The organism is Gleimia europaea ACS-120-V-Col10b, from assembly GCF_000411155.1.
Classification (GTDB): domain Bacteria; phylum Actinomycetota; class Actinomycetes; order Actinomycetales; family Actinomycetaceae; genus Gleimia; species Gleimia europaea_B.
Window position 1 is genome coordinate 350,298 of sequence record NZ_KE150266.1, and the last position, 14,364, is coordinate 364,661.

Sequence of the window (14,364 nt, forward strand, 5' to 3'; positions counted from 1 at the left end):
AACGTCTACAGCATGGCGAAAAAACACGGTGTTCAAAACCATGAGACCGACAAGCTCACCCTCAAAAACGGACTGACTTTCGATGCCGGCGGCACTGAAGTTGAAATCGTTGTAGACCAACAACTCGCAACCGTTTACCTGGACACCTACGAATCTTCTTCTATCAACCTACTTGATCCAACGCTGCTTGAATTCGAATACATGCAGCAAATCACCGCTGCCATTGACGCGTTCGTGCCGGGTCGCCCCCTCGAAGCCCTTCACCTGGGCGGAGCCGCCTGCGCTCTTCCCCTCGCCTGGCATCATCTTCGACCCGGCTCAAAACAAACCGTGGTAGAGCTCAACGGGCAGCTATCCGCCGCCATGCGCGAACTTTTTGACCTGCCGCGCGCCCCATACCTCAAGATTCGCGAGGGCGAAGCCTGGCAAGAGCTACAAGCTATGCGCTCCTCCCGCTTCGACGTCATCGTGCGAGACGTGTTCGTCGGCGCGCACACCCCCAGGCCGCTACGCACCCTGGAGTTCTACCAAAAAGCATACGAGGTGCTCCGGCCTGGCAGACTCCTTCTCGTAAACTGCGTGCACGGGGGCGGCGGCGATGACGCGCGCAACGACCTATCGGCAGTGCTCGCTGTTTTCGACCACGTCTGCACCATCGCGGAAGGACGGATCTTTACCGGGGGCAGACACGGCAACGTAGTTATCGTTGCCTACAAGCCCGCCGACGCGGGCGAGGACGTGGCCGCAAAATGGAACGAACTGCAACGCCTCATCCGGCGCCTTCCCCTCACCCCGCGCTACTTCAGCAAGAAAGACAGTGCGTACTGGGCTCGCCACGCGCCACCACTTGAGTTGCGGTAGAGCTCGGCAGCCCTACCGCAACGATTTGGATTGAGACTTTGCGTTTCGTAACAAAGCCAGATTCTCCCGACTACGCCTCTTTCTCCCACGGTTTTGCAGCGCGATGTCGCGGCTTTGGTATCGACGGGTCTTCCTCCACCTGCGCCGGAGCATCAACGTTTTCTGTGCGCGCCAAGAACTGTTCGATCGTGGCTGCCAACGCATCCGCATCAACCACCTGATCCGAGTCTGTAACGGATTCGCCAGAACCAAACACGAAATCAGCCGGCGTGGGGAAACTGCCGATCTTCTTCACCGAGTCGTCAATCTCCTCGTCAAAATGCTGTTCCAGCTGACCAACCAGACCCACGACCTCTTCGTTCTCCACGACGAGATTGGCGAGCTGATCAGTCACGATCTGGGCACTAGCCTCGATGTTGCCAGTAGGTAGCGTGAGACCAAACACTGACGACATGCGCTCCAGCAAAGCTAGTGAAGCCTGCGGATACTCCATGTTCGCCATGTAGTAAGGCACAGCTGCGAGGAATGACACGCCCTCTATCCCCTGCTGGGACAAAGAATGCTGTAAGAACGTGTTCGCCGAGGAGGGGAACTGAACCGGCCCGCCCGCAAGCTTGGGCTGTCCCCCAACCAAATCCGCATCCGTAGACTGCAGGTGCACCATAGTTGGGCGAGTGTGCGGCACCGCAGCGGGCATACCGGTCAGCGAAACCAGAACCTCCACGCCGGCTTCGCGAGCAAACTCAGCTACCTCATTGGCAAACGCCTGCCACTTCGTGTCCGGCTCTGGGCCGTGCAACAACAAAATGGGCGTCCCCTTATCATCTTGCACAAGATCAATAGCAATCTGGGGCACGTCAACGCCAGCAACATGCCAGTTGTCGATTGTTACCATCGGACGGCTAGAGCGGTAATCCAGCAAACTGTCCGCGTCAAATGTGGCAACGCGCGTAACTGGCAAAGACGCAAGCATCTGGGACACCACCAGGCCACCAGCATCCCCCGCATCCGTTGCCCCAACAAGGTGGCTGAGCAAAATCGGAGCATGGAAATTTGCATCCGGTTCAAAATTCAGTAGCTTAAAATCCTTATCTTCCAACATTTGCCCTCCTCCCTTTTTGGCGACCTCTAAAACCAAGCCTAGCAACTGCTACCAAAATTCGTTTCCTCAAACTAGTAACGCGTTTCGCACACGGATATTCCCTCGCGACTGACACACCAGTTCAGCTATTCGCGTAAATGCTGAACCATCCGAGTCCACTACCGCGAACCGAGTCGAAAATAGCGGCAAATTGAGCGATAATTGTCAAACGCCCAAATCAGCACCAGGTAAGGAACACCCGTTGCAATCTGATGCCCTAAGCGAGGAACTGCGCAAAGAACAAGAGTTCGTTGACTCCGCCTACGAAGTACTCGACGATCTGCGCAAACGCTATCGTGAACACCAGCGCAACGCAGAAGCCTCGAAATGGCGCAACACGCCGCAAGCCCTCACTGAACGTGACGCATTTGCCGCGCACTGGGGAGACGAAGCTAGCCGCCTCGAATCCATCGTAGACGGACTTGTTTTTGGGCGCATCGACGACATCACTGATTCCACTCACTATATTGGTCGCATTGGATTACGTGACCAAAAAGGCGACCAGATTCTAATTGACTGGCGCGCCCCGGCCTCGCGCCCTTTCTACCAAGCTACGGGTGCTAACCCACAGGGCGTGGTGCGCCGGCGTCACATCCGCACGCGCGGACGCACCGTTATCGGGATTGAAGATGAGCTTTTGAATACCGAATCTAAACCCGATGGGAAGCTCGTTTTCCAAGGCGAGGGTGCCCTCATGCGGGCACTATCTGAAGCACGCGATGGACAAATGTCCGACATCGTCTCCACTATTCAGGCAGAGCAAGACGCGATTGTTAGGCGCGACTCAGAAGGACTGCTCGTTATCCAAGGCGGCCCGGGCACGGGCAAAACTGCCGTTGCGTTGCACCGCGCTGCATACCTGCTCTACGCTGAACGCGCTCGCCTTGAAAACTCCGGCGTGCTGATCATTGGCCCATCCAACATATTCCTGCGCTACATCGATCAGGTTCTCCCCTCGCTGGGTGAAAACGGAGTTGTCTCCACCACCATCGGACAACTTCTGCCCGGATACTCGGCTAAAGCCCACGAAACCGCGCAAATTCAAGAGATCAAAGGACGTATGGCGTGGGTGGACATCGCAAAACGTGCGGTGCGTAGCTTCGAGCGGATACCCGAAGACACGCCCCTGGCCATCTCTTCCTACCGGGTCACTCTGCGAGCCGAAACTGTTAGGGCCGCCCGCGCATCCGCCCGCCGCTCCGGCAAGCCTCACAATGAAGCGTGGGAAGGCTTTGCTCTCGAACTGATGGATGATCTTGCCCGCCAAATGAATGAGCAGGTAGGAGCGTCCGAACACCTCTCTTGGTACCACGATTACATTCGCGGGTCTAAAGACGCGCGGCGGGCGATTAACCTCGCGTGGCTACCCGTCTCCGCCCTCCAAGTGCTAGAAAAGCTCTACGCGAACGAAGATTTCCTTGCGCGGATGGCACCAGAACTGAGCCAGAGTGAACGCGTCGCGCTTAAACGCCCGCGCGGCTCTGCACTAACTGAAAGCGACATCCCGATTCTCGACGAGCTGGAAGAATTACTCGGATCGCTACCCTTGGGGTCTGGCAGCGCGCATGCGCGCGAACGGGACCGCAAACGACAGATCAATGCGGCAGGTGAAGCTATTGCCGCCATGGGACTTGGTCACGGCATAGTATCTGCCTCCATGCTCGCTGAACGCGCAGCCGCCGCAGACTCCGACCTCACGCTCAGCCAACGCGCCCTACGCGACCGCACGTGGGCATACGGGCACGTGATCGTTGACGAAGCTCAAGAGCTGAGCCCTCTCGCGTGGAACTCGCTGCTCCGCCGGTGCCCCTCGCGCTCATTTACCGTGACTGGCGACCTCGATCAGCGTTCCTCTATTGACCGCGCAAGGTCATGGAGCGACGTGCTCGGACCAGCCATGCGCGCATACCAAGGCGAAGAAATCCTCACGGTTTCTTACCGCACGCCCGCCGCGATCCTCGACCGCGCAAATACGCTCATGGATGAACTTGGCACCCCCGCGCACTACCCCCTCGTAGCCGCCAGAGACGTAGATGACGCGTACACAACTACCGAGACGGACGGCAGTATTCAAGAGCTCAAGACCATTGTCGAGACGGAAGAACATGCCCTCAACGAGCGAGTTGGCATCGGTAATGGACGCATGGCAGTCATCGCCTCCCCCACCAGTATTCGTCGCCTACGCGAAACCTGTGGATGGGGTTCAAGCTTGGACGAGCGGATCGTACTAATCACTCCGGCACAGGCAAAAGGCCTCGAGTTCGACACCGTGATTCTGTGGGAACCAAACGAGATCATCACCGATTCACCCGGAGACATATACGTTGCGCTCACGCGCCCTACCTACAGGTTGCACGCAGCCTCGTCCTCACCGCTACCGAACGCGCTCGCATAACGTCCACCTATCGGCACTTTCTGACAACCGGATTTCGAAAATGCCAAGATGGGAACATGAGACGCGCACTTCTACTTGAAAACCCACATTCGGTTGCCGAAGAAATTTTTACGGCCCACGACATCGAAGCCGTTTACCACACTGGAGCCATGGACGAAGACGAACTAGCGTCCGCGCTCAAAGACTTTGAAATCCTCGGCATCCGATCCAAAACCAACGTCACCGAAAAGGTGTTGAAAGCAAACCCGCAGCTGTGCACGATCGGCGCATTTTGCATCGGCACCAACCAGATCGACGTGAAGCAAGCGTCTGCCCAAGGCGTCACGATTTTCAACGCACCATATTCCAACACGCGGTCGGTTGTTGAACTTGCGATCGCTGAGATCATTGCGCTCACGCGCCGCCTAACCGTTCGCAACTCGTTACTACACCGGGGCGTTTGGGACAAATCAGCAGCTGGTTCCCACGAGATTCGCGGCCGCACACTCGGCATTATCGGCTACGGCAATATCGGGACGCAGCTTTCAGTACTTGCTGAAGCCCTCGGTATGAAAGTCATCTTCTACGATATTGCAGAAAGGCTCGCCCTTGGCAACGCCCAGCCCATGGCTACGATGGAGGCCGTGCTTCGTGAGGCCGATATTGTTTCGCTACACGTAGATGGCTCACCGCAAAACACCGCCATGTTTGGCAAACGCGAGTTCGACATGATGAAGCCCGGTTCGCTGTTCATCAACCTGTCGCGCGGCTTCGTATCTGACATCGACGATCTTGTGGAAGCCCTGGAGAGCGGCCACCTTGCCGGCGCCGCAGTAGACGTGTTTCCCGCTGAGCCTAAGAAGAACGGTGATCCATTCTCAAGCCCGCTTGTAGGTATGGACAACGTCATTCTTACCCCGCACGTAGGCGGATCCACCGAAGAGGCACAGCTGGACATCGGCCGTTTTGTTGCCAATAAGATCGTGGATTACGTGAGGTCTGCATCGACTGATATGTCGGTAAACATGCCGAACCTCGTCCTCACCCCCTCCCAGTCCTCCCGCTACCGCGTGGCGCTCATTCACCGCAACACGCCCGGCGTGCTTGCACTCGTCAACCAAACGTTTGCAGAACACGGTGCCAACATCAACGGCCAGATTCTAGGCACCAACGGTGGCATTGGCTACGCAATCACAGACATTTCTTCCGAACTACCAATCGAAGCTGTTCGCTCCATCGACGAGATGGAAGACACTATCCGGATGCGCGTCCTGCGTAAACCAACGCAAGACATGGCACCAGCGGCCAACGCTTAAGCAGGCGCTACAACGGGGCGGGTTTTTTATTCCGCCCCGTTTCGCTGTTTTCCTCGTTTGAACTCAAGTACCACCCAAAGTTACGGTAACGTAAGTACAGATAGTGTTGCCGAAGGAATTGAGCAATCGTGAACCTAACTGAGCAGCTGCGCAAACAATATCCAGCGGGCGTCGCCTACACCGTTCCCGAAGCGAACCAGACTTTACCCGAGGTGTTGTTTGCCACGGCTGCCCGATACCCGAATCGTACCGCTCTCGATTTCCTTGGCTCCACACTTACCTACGCGCAACTGGCCCGCAAAGTGCGCCAAGCCGCGCGAGTGTTTACCCGTAGCGGGGTGAGGCGTGGAGACCGCGTAGGCATCACTTTGCCCAATTGCCCCCAGCACGTCATCGCCGTATTTGGGGCCCTTACTATCGGGGCGATTGTGGTGGAAACCAACCCTCTGGCGCCCAAAGCAGAACTTTCCCGCCAACTTCGCGACGCCGGATGTGACGTGCTGGTGATTTGGGAGAACTCGCTCAAGTCGATCGACATAGAAAGCGTTGTTCCACATCACGTCTTCACCGTTGACCTTACAAAAGCTCTTCCAATCGGGCCGCGCATATTGATCAACATGCCAATCGCAGTCGCCAAACGCAAAAAAGCGCAAATGAGCGCAAAGACCCCGAAATGGACCAAAGACTTCGATGCTTCCGTGAACAACGTTGCGCCCCTACGTTCGGCCCCGGTGGCTCAGCTAGAGGACACGGCCGTGCTCATGCATACCGGAGGCACCACGGGCGTGCCGAAAGCCTCCATGCTCACTCACCGCTCGATCGTTTCTAACATGTTGCAATCGCGCGCCTGGGTCACTCCTCTACGCGACGGCTCCGAAGTATTTTACCTCGTTCTCCCCCTGTTCCACGCATACGGGTTCACCATTGTCATGTGTTCGGGAATATTACTTAGCGCCACCCTCGCACTCTTCCCCAAATTTGACGTGGAAATGGTGCTAGATGCACAAAAACGCCTCCCGTGCACGTTCTTTGTTGGCGTTGCACCCATGTTCTCCAGGCTTCTTGCCAAAGCCGCAGAAAAGAATGCTGACCTAAGTTCCATCCAGTTCACGCTCTCTGGGGCCATGCCACTATCGAAAGAACTTGCAACGCAATGGGAGAAAGCCACCGGGGGCTACATGATCGAAGGCTACGGAATGACTGAATCTTCACCCGTAGCTGTAGGCTCCCCCTTATCCGCTGCGCGCCGCCCCGGCACCCTCGGCCTGCCCTTCCCTTCAACGCAGGTACGGATCGCTGACCAGGACAACCTTGACGTTGACGTTCCCGAGGGTGAGGTAGGCGAACTGCTTATTCGCGGTCCGCAAGTATTCAAAGGTTACTGGAACAACCCAGAAGAAACCGAAGGAGCCTTCCACAACGGCTGGCTACGAACCGGGGATCTGGTGCGCGTTGAAGATGGTTTCATAGTCATGTCTGACCGCAAGAAAGAACTAATTATCTCCGGCGGGTTCAACATTTTCCCCTCCCAGGTTGAGGATGCAGTTCGGGGGATGCCGGGCGTTGATGACGTCGCGGTTGTGGGATTACCCGAGGCGCAACGGGGCGAAGAAGTGGTTGCCGCACTCATTCTTGAAGCCGGTGCTACCGTCACTCTCGAAGACGTGCGCAAGTGGGCCGAAAAATCACTTGCCCACTACGCATTGCCTCGTCGAATCGTTGTCATGAGCGAACTTCCCCGCTCGCAAATAGGCAAGGTCATGCGACGCAAAGTTCGCGAATACCTTGAAGACGCGGGCGAGAAACTCGACTTTCCGAGTCAAGATCTGGTTGAACAAATCCGCGAAGGCGCCACCGTAGCTTCGACTGAACTTAAGGCCCTATCAGGGCGTTTGGAATCCCAAACTAAGGAAGCTGCGGGGCGCTTACGTGAACGAGTTGAAAATCTTACCTCCCCCTCTTCGCCCGAAGAGCCCAAGCCGGAAGCAACAGAAAAACCAACGGAAACTAACCGAGACTAAACGGGGATTGCTGACAGCAAATTTTGCCAGTAGCAACATTAAGACTTGAAAGATATAGGTTTTGCAGTTTGATTACGGCGCCGCCCTCTTTATTTACCTTCCGCGCGAAGAGAATCGATAGCTTCTTGGAAGTCATCCAAGGACTGATACCCGGAGTAGACCGACGCGAAACGCAGGTATGCCACTACATCTAACTCTCGCAAAAACGGCAGGATCGCCTTACCAACTTCTGCAGCTTTTACGGTAGCTCTACCCGACTCACGAAGCTGCTCCTCAACCCTTTGCGCAAGGAGAGCAAGCGCATCATTGTCTACCGGACGCCCCTGGCACGCCTTGCGGACCCCGATGATCACCTTCTCTCTTGAGAACGGTTCAACTACGCCGGAGCGTTTTTCCACCAGAAAGCTTGACGTCTCTAGAGTGGAGAATCGGTGTTTGCACTGCTGACATTCGCGGCGCCTGCGGATTGAAGCGCCGTCCTCAGAGACGCGAGTATCAACCACTCGAGTGTCCTCAAAATGACACAGCGGGCAGTGCATAGGCGTGTTCCTATCAGCTAGACCAGTAGAACTATTTTCCCCTGATCATATAACACGCAAATGAAACACTCAGCCACTCACCCTTGAAAACGCACCTATCCTGCGCTCGACTACTTGGTGGGCACCGTTAGCATCTGTCCAGGAACCACCGTGTTTGCATCAAGACCATTCAGCATACGAATGTCGGTGACCACATCTTCAACTGATCGATCGCTAATGCCCAATCCGCTTGCAATCGACCAGAGCGAATCCCCCTGTTGAACCGCAGCGATCCGAGTATCCGCCGGATCGACTGAGGTCTGAAATAGGACGCCAACGCCCGCCCCAATACCAGCAAGCAAAGTAGCTACAGCGACGTACGCTGCCGTTTTAATAGCACCGACGGAACGAGTATCCGCTAGACCCGTAGCGCTTGCCTTGGGGGATCGCTTTGCCACGGGCCTAGCGGAAGATTTAGCACTGTCATTAGAAGACCGGGTAGATGCTCGTGGAAGATCCGGCACCACGTACAGGCGAGGCCGCGTTGGCACCTCGCGACCGAGAGCCGGCTCCGGCTGGATTTGCAATGCGCTCATGTCAATCACCTTCCATTCGAACACCTGTTCGTCGAACACTTGTACGATATCGCAAAACAGGTGCGATGTCGAGACGCGCTCGAACATATGTTTCAAAATCGTTATCTTTTGTCTAAACTGACTACAAGTATTGGAACAGGTGCCACGGACATTTATTTTGAATAGGAGAACCATGACTAGCGACAACACCCGCAAATCACGGGATATTACCGACCGTCAACGTCAGGTTCTTGAGGTGCTGAAAGAGTCAATCGCTACGCGCGGCTACCCGCCCTCGGTGCGTGAAATCGCTGAACTGGTTGGCTTATCCGCCCCTTCATCCGCTAAGCACCAACTGGACGCACTTGAAAAACACGGCTTGATTCGACGTACTCCGGGATTGCCACGTGCAATCGAAATCATTACTGACGAAGATGACGAGACGCCTATCGAAAACGTGAACACCCTGTTTATCCCAATTGCGGATTCCAGCGAAGGCGACACGACAACCGCTCCCCTGGTTGGACGCATCGCAGCGGGGACTCCGATCACTGCAGAGCAAAGCGTGGACGATGTTTTCACTCTGCCGGAGCGGCTTACCGGCCGTGGCGAGCTGTTCGCCCTCGAGGTATCTGGAGACTCTATGGTGGAGGCCGCTATTTGCGACGGAGACTTCGTGGTAGTGCGCAGACAGCCGTCGGCCGAAGACGGCGAAATCGTTGCCGCGATGATCGACGGCGAGGCTACCGTCAAGGTACTATCGCACGACAAATCTGATGTTTGGCTCCTACCCCGCAACAAGGACTTTGATCCGATCCCTGGTAACAGCGCCACAATTCTGGGCAAGGTAGTTACCGTTATTCGCGCCGTCTAGCGCGCGAGCCGTGAAGAAGCACAAAAGTGGGCGGATCATTTAGATCCGCCCACTTCAATATGTGATTGCACTAACTGCAAAGCTACATCAAACTAAAGCCCCAAACTCTTCGCTACCGAACGAAGTTGCTCTGCAGATGCAGTCAGTCCGTCACGCTCACGAAGCGTTAGCGGCGGTTCGAGAACCCGGCCAGCACCATTGCGATCGACAAGCGTTGGGGCTGCCATTACAACATCTGAAATGCCGTGCCAATCTTCGAGTAGCGAGCAGATGGTCAGAACCCGGTTTTCATCACGCAAGAACGCGGTAGCAATATTCGAGGCAGCAAGACCAATCGCGTAGTTTGTTGCGCCCTTACCCGCAATAATGCGGTACGCAGAGTTCACAACCTCATGGGCAATTTCATCGCGTAAATCCGCATCAAACAGCTCTCCATCCAAGGTTGGCCCCCAGTGACGAAGAGGAACGTTGCCAATCTCTGCCGAGGACCACAGGGCAACCTCAGAATCGCCATGCTCGCCGGCAACATAGGCGTGAATGTTCTTAATCGCTACGCCCGTGCGCCGAGAAACCAAGTAACGAAGCCTAGAAGTATCAAGCACCGTGCCCGAACCGAACACGCGATTACGGGGCAAGCCAGAAATCTTCAAAGCCGCATAAGTCACGATATCCACCGGATTGGTGATGTACATGTGGTACGCATCCGGCGCGGCCTCAAGGATCTGCGGGACGATGGTTTGCATAAGATTAACGGTGGATTCCGCCAAATCAATTCTGGTCTGGCCCGGCTTCTGCTTTGCCCCAGCCGTTACGATCACAAGGTCTGAGCCACGGATAATCTCAATATCGTCAGAACCCTCAACGGATCCGGCAGGCGTGAACTGAATACCGTGCGCAATGTCGAGCGCCTCGGCCTGCGCCCTCGCCTTATTAATGTCGTAAAGAACGATATCGCGCGCATCGCCGCGCATCGCACAGGCGTAAGCAACCGCAGTTCCAACCGCGCCGGCACCAATAATCGCGATCTTCGAAGGGCGTCCGCCACCGGAGGTGGGGTAAAGGGATTCAACCGCTGCGTTCAAGGTATTACCTTCCTGTATTTTTCTTCCTATCCAACATTCAAACACAGTTGCTTGGAAGCGAATAGAAAAACTCTGAGAAATAAGTGATAGTGCGGCTAAAGGCACACAAATTCATGCTTCTTCCCAGGCATGAGGACCTACGCGTGGGCCTGCAGATTCTCTAGGCTCCGGCGGGCAATCTCCCCATCGCGGGTAGGCCACATCTGCGGCAGTGATCGCATCAGGTAACTACCATATGGGCGGGTTGCGATGCGAGAATCAAGAATCGCCACCATTCCCCTATCGTCGCTAGACCGCAGTAGGCGGCCAGCGCCCTGGCTAAGCAGAAGGGCCGCGTGGTTCAACGAGACCTCACGAAACGCGTTTCGACCCGCCTTCGCCACGTGAGCAGTTCTTGCCTGCACAACCGGATCAGAAGGAACCGGGAAGGGAATCCGATCAATCGTAACGAGCCTGCAAGCACGGCCTCGAACATCAATGCCCTGCCACAGCGAAAGCGTGCCTACCAGACACGAGTCCTCATCCTGCGAGAACTTCTGCAAAAGATTGCCGAGCTGGTCATCACCCTGCAAATACACCTCTTGATCAATCTCTTCACGTAATACGCGTGCCCCCTCCAGCGCGGCAGCGCGCGAAGAAAACAGGGCGAGCGCCCCTCCCCCAGAGGCCTTCACCAAATCGACCAGTTCATCCAAGACCTCGCTACTCACCCCACCGCGCGAAGGAGGCGGCAGATGCGAAGCGACGTACAAAATTCCCTGGCTCGCGGGATCGAAAGGACTTCCCACGTTCTTCGTGCGCACCTCCCCGCCCGCAAATACCGCACCCGTCTCATAAGAAATGCCGTCAAACGATCCGCCGAGCTCCATTGTGGCTGAAGTCAAGATTGCGGGCTTCTCATTTAGCAACCGACTCGCAATCGGACCGGCCACGTCCAACGGCGCGCAGTTCAAAAACGTGCGCGAATCATCGTTTCGGGAAATCCAAGTAATTACCGCTTGCGGATCCATGTCCCAGCGATCCATAAACTGTGACAGGTCAGCCACCGCGGCCAGCGCCAACTTGCGTTCGGCGCCCGTAACCGTTGACTGCTCCAGATCTGAAAGCGCGTCGCGGATTCCCGAATCAAGCACCCGCATTGCCTCAAGCAACTGCTCTGGGCGCGTTCGGATCAGCCCTTCGTCGAGGCCATCCAGCACTGCCTCGAGACTGCGGGCAGCGCCCTCCAACCGGCTCGTATCAATCTGGGCGTACCTGGCTGCCCGTCGAGCCCGATAATTAACCATGGCGCTTGACAAAGACAGTGTTGCCTGTCCCCTGATAATGCGGGCGAGGTCGTGAGCCTCATCAACAATCAGCGCATCAAACTCGCCGCACACCATGTTTTCCGTTGCCGCGTGGATGCCCAGCATCGAGTGGTTTGTCACCACCACGTGCGCCTCATCAGCCTGCGCGCGGGCACGCGCCGCGAAGCATTCCTCGCGCATCGGGCACGTCTGCCCCAGGCATTCTAGGGTATCCACCGAAACCTGCTGCCATGCCTTATCCGACACTCCCGGAACCAGATCATCACGGTCACCCGTTTCAGTTTCTTTTGCCCACGCACGCAGCCGCACTACCTCGGCCCCGATGTCGGATGCCACGTCGGCCTCGTCAAACAAGCCTTCATCGGGATAACCGCCCTGCGCTTTTTGCAAACACAGATAGTTGCGCCAGCCCTTCAACACCGCAACACGAACGTCACCACCCAGCTGCTCATTCACTTGTGGCGCGTCCTTCATAAGAATCTGCCGCTGCAGTGCAAGCGTTGCCGTAGAAACCAGGATGCGCTCATCATTCTCGCGTCCGCGTCGCATTGCAGGCACCAGGTAGCCCAGCGACTTGCCCGTGCCCGTTCCCGCCTGGATTAACAAAGTTGCATCATCTTGGAGGGCATCCGCGACGGCCTCAACCATGATTCTTTGTCCCTCGCGAACGTCGCCGCCGAACGATTCAATAACGCGACAAAGGAGCTTAATATCGTCATTCACGATACATCAACGAGGGAAAGCTCATACGCCAAATCCGCATCAACGCGCCCAACCATATGGGTGCCGGCCGGCAGATACTCCTCTTTTAGAATCTCACCCATCTCGTGGAAACGATTTACGAGGTCACCATCAGCGTACGGCACCACCACGTCCACGTATTTGCTTGGGCGCGGCAAAGTGGTGGAAATGAGCTGCTCGAGTGCATCGATGCCAGCACCTGTTTGAGCCGAAACTGCGACAGCTTTAGCGAACTTGGAACGCAAAATTGCAACCTGTTCCGGGCTTGCCAAATCCGCCTTATTCAACGCCAGAATCTGCGGAATGTCACTAGCTCCCTCAATCTGGCCCAGCACTTCCATAACGGTATGAACCTGACCAATCGGATCGGGGTGCGCCGCGTCAACCACATGCAAAATCACGTCAGCATCCGCCACCTCTTCCAGCGTTGAACGAAACGCCTCAACCAGCTGAGTAGGAAGATTGCGTACAAAACCAACCGTATCTACCAGCGTGTACACGCGGTTATCCGGCGTGATCGCCTGCCGCACAGTTGGATCCAACGTGGCAAACAGGGCATCTTGCACCATCACGTCGGCTCCCGTGATGCAATTTAATAGCGTCGATTTGCCCGCATTAGTGTAGCCCACAATCGCAACCGAGGGGACGCCGCCCGCGCGACGCGAATGCCGCTGCGTTTCACGCGACGGCTTCATCTCTTTGATTTCGCGACGCAACTTTGCCATGCGCGTGCGGATACGCCGTCTATCCAACTCGATCTTTGTCTCACCTGGGCCGCGCGAGCCGATACCCTCACCGCCCGCCACGCGGCCACCAGCCTGACGAGACATCGACTCGCCCCAGCCGCGCAAACGCGGAAGCAAATACTCAAGTTGAGCGAGTTCCACCTGCGCCTTACCCTCGCGGGACTTCGCGTGCTGGGCAAAAATATCAAGAATCAAAGCGGTGCGGTCAACCACCTTGACCTTCACCACGTCCTCGAGGGCGCGGCGCTGAGACGGCGCAAGTTCACCATCAACGATCACCGTATCTGCGCCCACTGACTCGACTATCCGCGCGAGCTCTTTTGCTTTACCAGACCCCAGGTAGGTGGCCGGATCTGGAGTTACCCTGCGCTGCAGCACGCCGTCAAGCACCGTAGAGCCAGCTGTTTGCGCAAGGGCAGCAAGCTCATGTAAGGAGTTTTCGGCCTCCTCCGCGTCGAAACCGTAGATTCCCACCAAAACCACGCGTTCTAGACGGAGCTGGCGGTACTCAACCTCAGCAACGTCCTCAAGCTCGGTAGAAAGCGAAGCCACCCTGCGGGTGCCGGCCCGGGCTTCGCGTTCCAGGGCGCCAGCGCTATTTTCTGCCTGGCCGCGCGTGGACTGGAGCGATGTTGCCCGCTCCGCAAGGCTCATGCCCTCCACCCGTTGCACCTCTGGACTCCGGTTACTGCGCGCTAGCACCCTGGCCACAACGTCTTCGGCGCGCTGCACATCCAGATCTTGATCGCGTTCTTTCACTTGTTCTCCCGTTAGACTCACCCCATTTTCCCATTACGCCCGCCAATAT

11 protein-coding genes are annotated in these 14,364 nt (G+C 56.4%); 5 read left to right on the forward strand and 6 right to left on the reverse strand.

The window, feature by feature from the left end; genetic code table 11:
* Positions 1-12 precede the first annotated feature (12 nt).
* Positions 13-861 carry a spermidine synthase gene (locus HMPREF9238_RS01600; RefSeq protein ID WP_016443689.1) on the forward strand — a complete coding sequence of 283 codons (849 nt, stop codon included), beginning with the start codon at positions 13-15 and terminating at the stop codon, positions 859-861.
* A 70-nt stretch (positions 862-931) separates the two neighbouring features.
* Here the strand turns inward: HMPREF9238_RS01600 and HMPREF9238_RS01605 are convergent, their stop codons facing one another.
* On the reverse strand, positions 932-1,963 hold the full coding sequence (locus tag HMPREF9238_RS01605; protein ID WP_016443690.1) for a PAC2 family protein: 1,032 nt from the start codon (positions 1,961-1,963) through the stop codon (positions 932-934).
* A 241-nt stretch (positions 1,964-2,204) separates the two neighbouring features.
* On the opposite strand from HMPREF9238_RS01605, the gene HMPREF9238_RS01610 reads away from it, so the two are divergent.
* The 3 genes from HMPREF9238_RS01610 (at position 2,205) to HMPREF9238_RS01620 (ending at position 7,713) form a co-directional block, all read left to right on the forward strand.
* Positions 2,205-4,397: a HelD family protein gene (locus HMPREF9238_RS01610; protein ID WP_016443691.1), complete on the forward strand. Its 2,193-nt coding sequence runs from the start codon at positions 2,205-2,207 to the stop codon at positions 4,395-4,397.
* Positions 4,398-4,453: 56 nt separating this feature from the next.
* Positions 4,454-5,692, forward strand: coding sequence for a phosphoglycerate dehydrogenase (gene serA, locus HMPREF9238_RS01615; protein WP_016443692.1), 1,239 nt, complete (start codon positions 4,454-4,456; stop codon positions 5,690-5,692).
* A gap of 128 nt (positions 5,693-5,820) precedes the next feature.
* Positions 5,821-7,713: a long-chain-fatty-acid--CoA ligase gene (locus HMPREF9238_RS01620; RefSeq protein ID WP_016443693.1), complete on the forward strand. Its 1,893-nt coding sequence runs from the start codon at positions 5,821-5,823 to the stop codon at positions 7,711-7,713.
* A gap of 89 nt (positions 7,714-7,802) precedes the next feature.
* Here the strand turns inward: HMPREF9238_RS01620 and nrdR are convergent, their stop codons facing one another.
* Together nrdR and HMPREF9238_RS01630 are read right to left on the reverse strand one after the other, a co-directional pair.
* Positions 7,803-8,252: a transcriptional regulator NrdR gene (gene nrdR, locus HMPREF9238_RS01625; RefSeq protein ID WP_016443694.1), complete on the reverse strand. Its 450-nt coding sequence runs from the start codon at positions 8,250-8,252 to the stop codon at positions 7,803-7,805.
* 110 nt (positions 8,253-8,362) lie between these two features.
* A complete protein-coding gene (locus HMPREF9238_RS01630; RefSeq protein WP_232217583.1) occupies positions 8,363-8,866 on the reverse strand; it encodes a LysM peptidoglycan-binding domain-containing protein in 504 nt (167 codons plus the stop codon).
* A gap of 133 nt (positions 8,867-8,999) precedes the next feature.
* Between HMPREF9238_RS01630 and lexA the strand changes: the two genes are divergently transcribed.
* Positions 9,000-9,680, forward strand: a complete 681-nt coding sequence (gene lexA / locus HMPREF9238_RS01635; protein ID WP_016443696.1) for a transcriptional repressor LexA — start codon at positions 9,000-9,002, stop codon at positions 9,678-9,680.
* 92 nt (positions 9,681-9,772) lie between these two features.
* On the opposite strand, the gene HMPREF9238_RS01640 is transcribed toward lexA, so the two are convergent.
* The 3 genes from HMPREF9238_RS01640 to hflX form a co-directional block, all read right to left on the reverse strand.
* On the reverse strand, positions 9,773-10,762 hold the full coding sequence (locus tag HMPREF9238_RS01640; RefSeq protein ID WP_016443697.1) for an L-lactate dehydrogenase: 990 nt from the start codon (positions 10,760-10,762) through the stop codon (positions 9,773-9,775).
* A gap of 137 nt (positions 10,763-10,899) precedes the next feature.
* Positions 10,900-12,792: an ATP-dependent DNA helicase gene (locus HMPREF9238_RS01645; protein WP_016443698.1), complete on the reverse strand. Its 1,893-nt coding sequence runs from the start codon at positions 12,790-12,792 to the stop codon at positions 10,900-10,902.
* Entirely contained in the window at positions 12,789-14,315 is a 1,527-nt protein-coding gene (gene hflX / locus HMPREF9238_RS01650; protein WP_016443699.1) for a GTPase HflX, read from the reverse strand. Before hflX ends, HMPREF9238_RS01645 begins: the two co-directional genes overlap by 4 nt.
* Between the last annotated feature and the right edge of the window lie 49 nt (positions 14,316-14,364).

What these genes read in the sequence shown, in the direction of transcription:
- HMPREF9238_RS01600 (WP_016443689.1), top strand. Translation starts at nt 13, where the DNA reads ATGGCGAAAAAACACGGTGTTCAAAACCATGAGACCGACAAGCTCACC.
- HMPREF9238_RS01605 (WP_016443690.1), bottom strand. Translation starts at nt 1,963, where the DNA reads ATGTTGGAAGATAAGGATTTTAAGCTACTGAATTTTGAACCGGATGCA.
- serA (WP_016443692.1), top strand. Translation starts at nt 4,454, where the DNA reads ATGAGACGCGCACTTCTACTTGAAAACCCACATTCGGTTGCCGAAGAA.
- nrdR (WP_016443694.1), bottom strand. Translation starts at nt 8,252, where the DNA reads ATGCACTGCCCGCTGTGTCATTTTGAGGACACTCGAGTGGTTGATACT.
- lexA (WP_016443696.1), top strand. Translation starts at nt 9,000, where the DNA reads ATGACTAGCGACAACACCCGCAAATCACGGGATATTACCGACCGTCAA.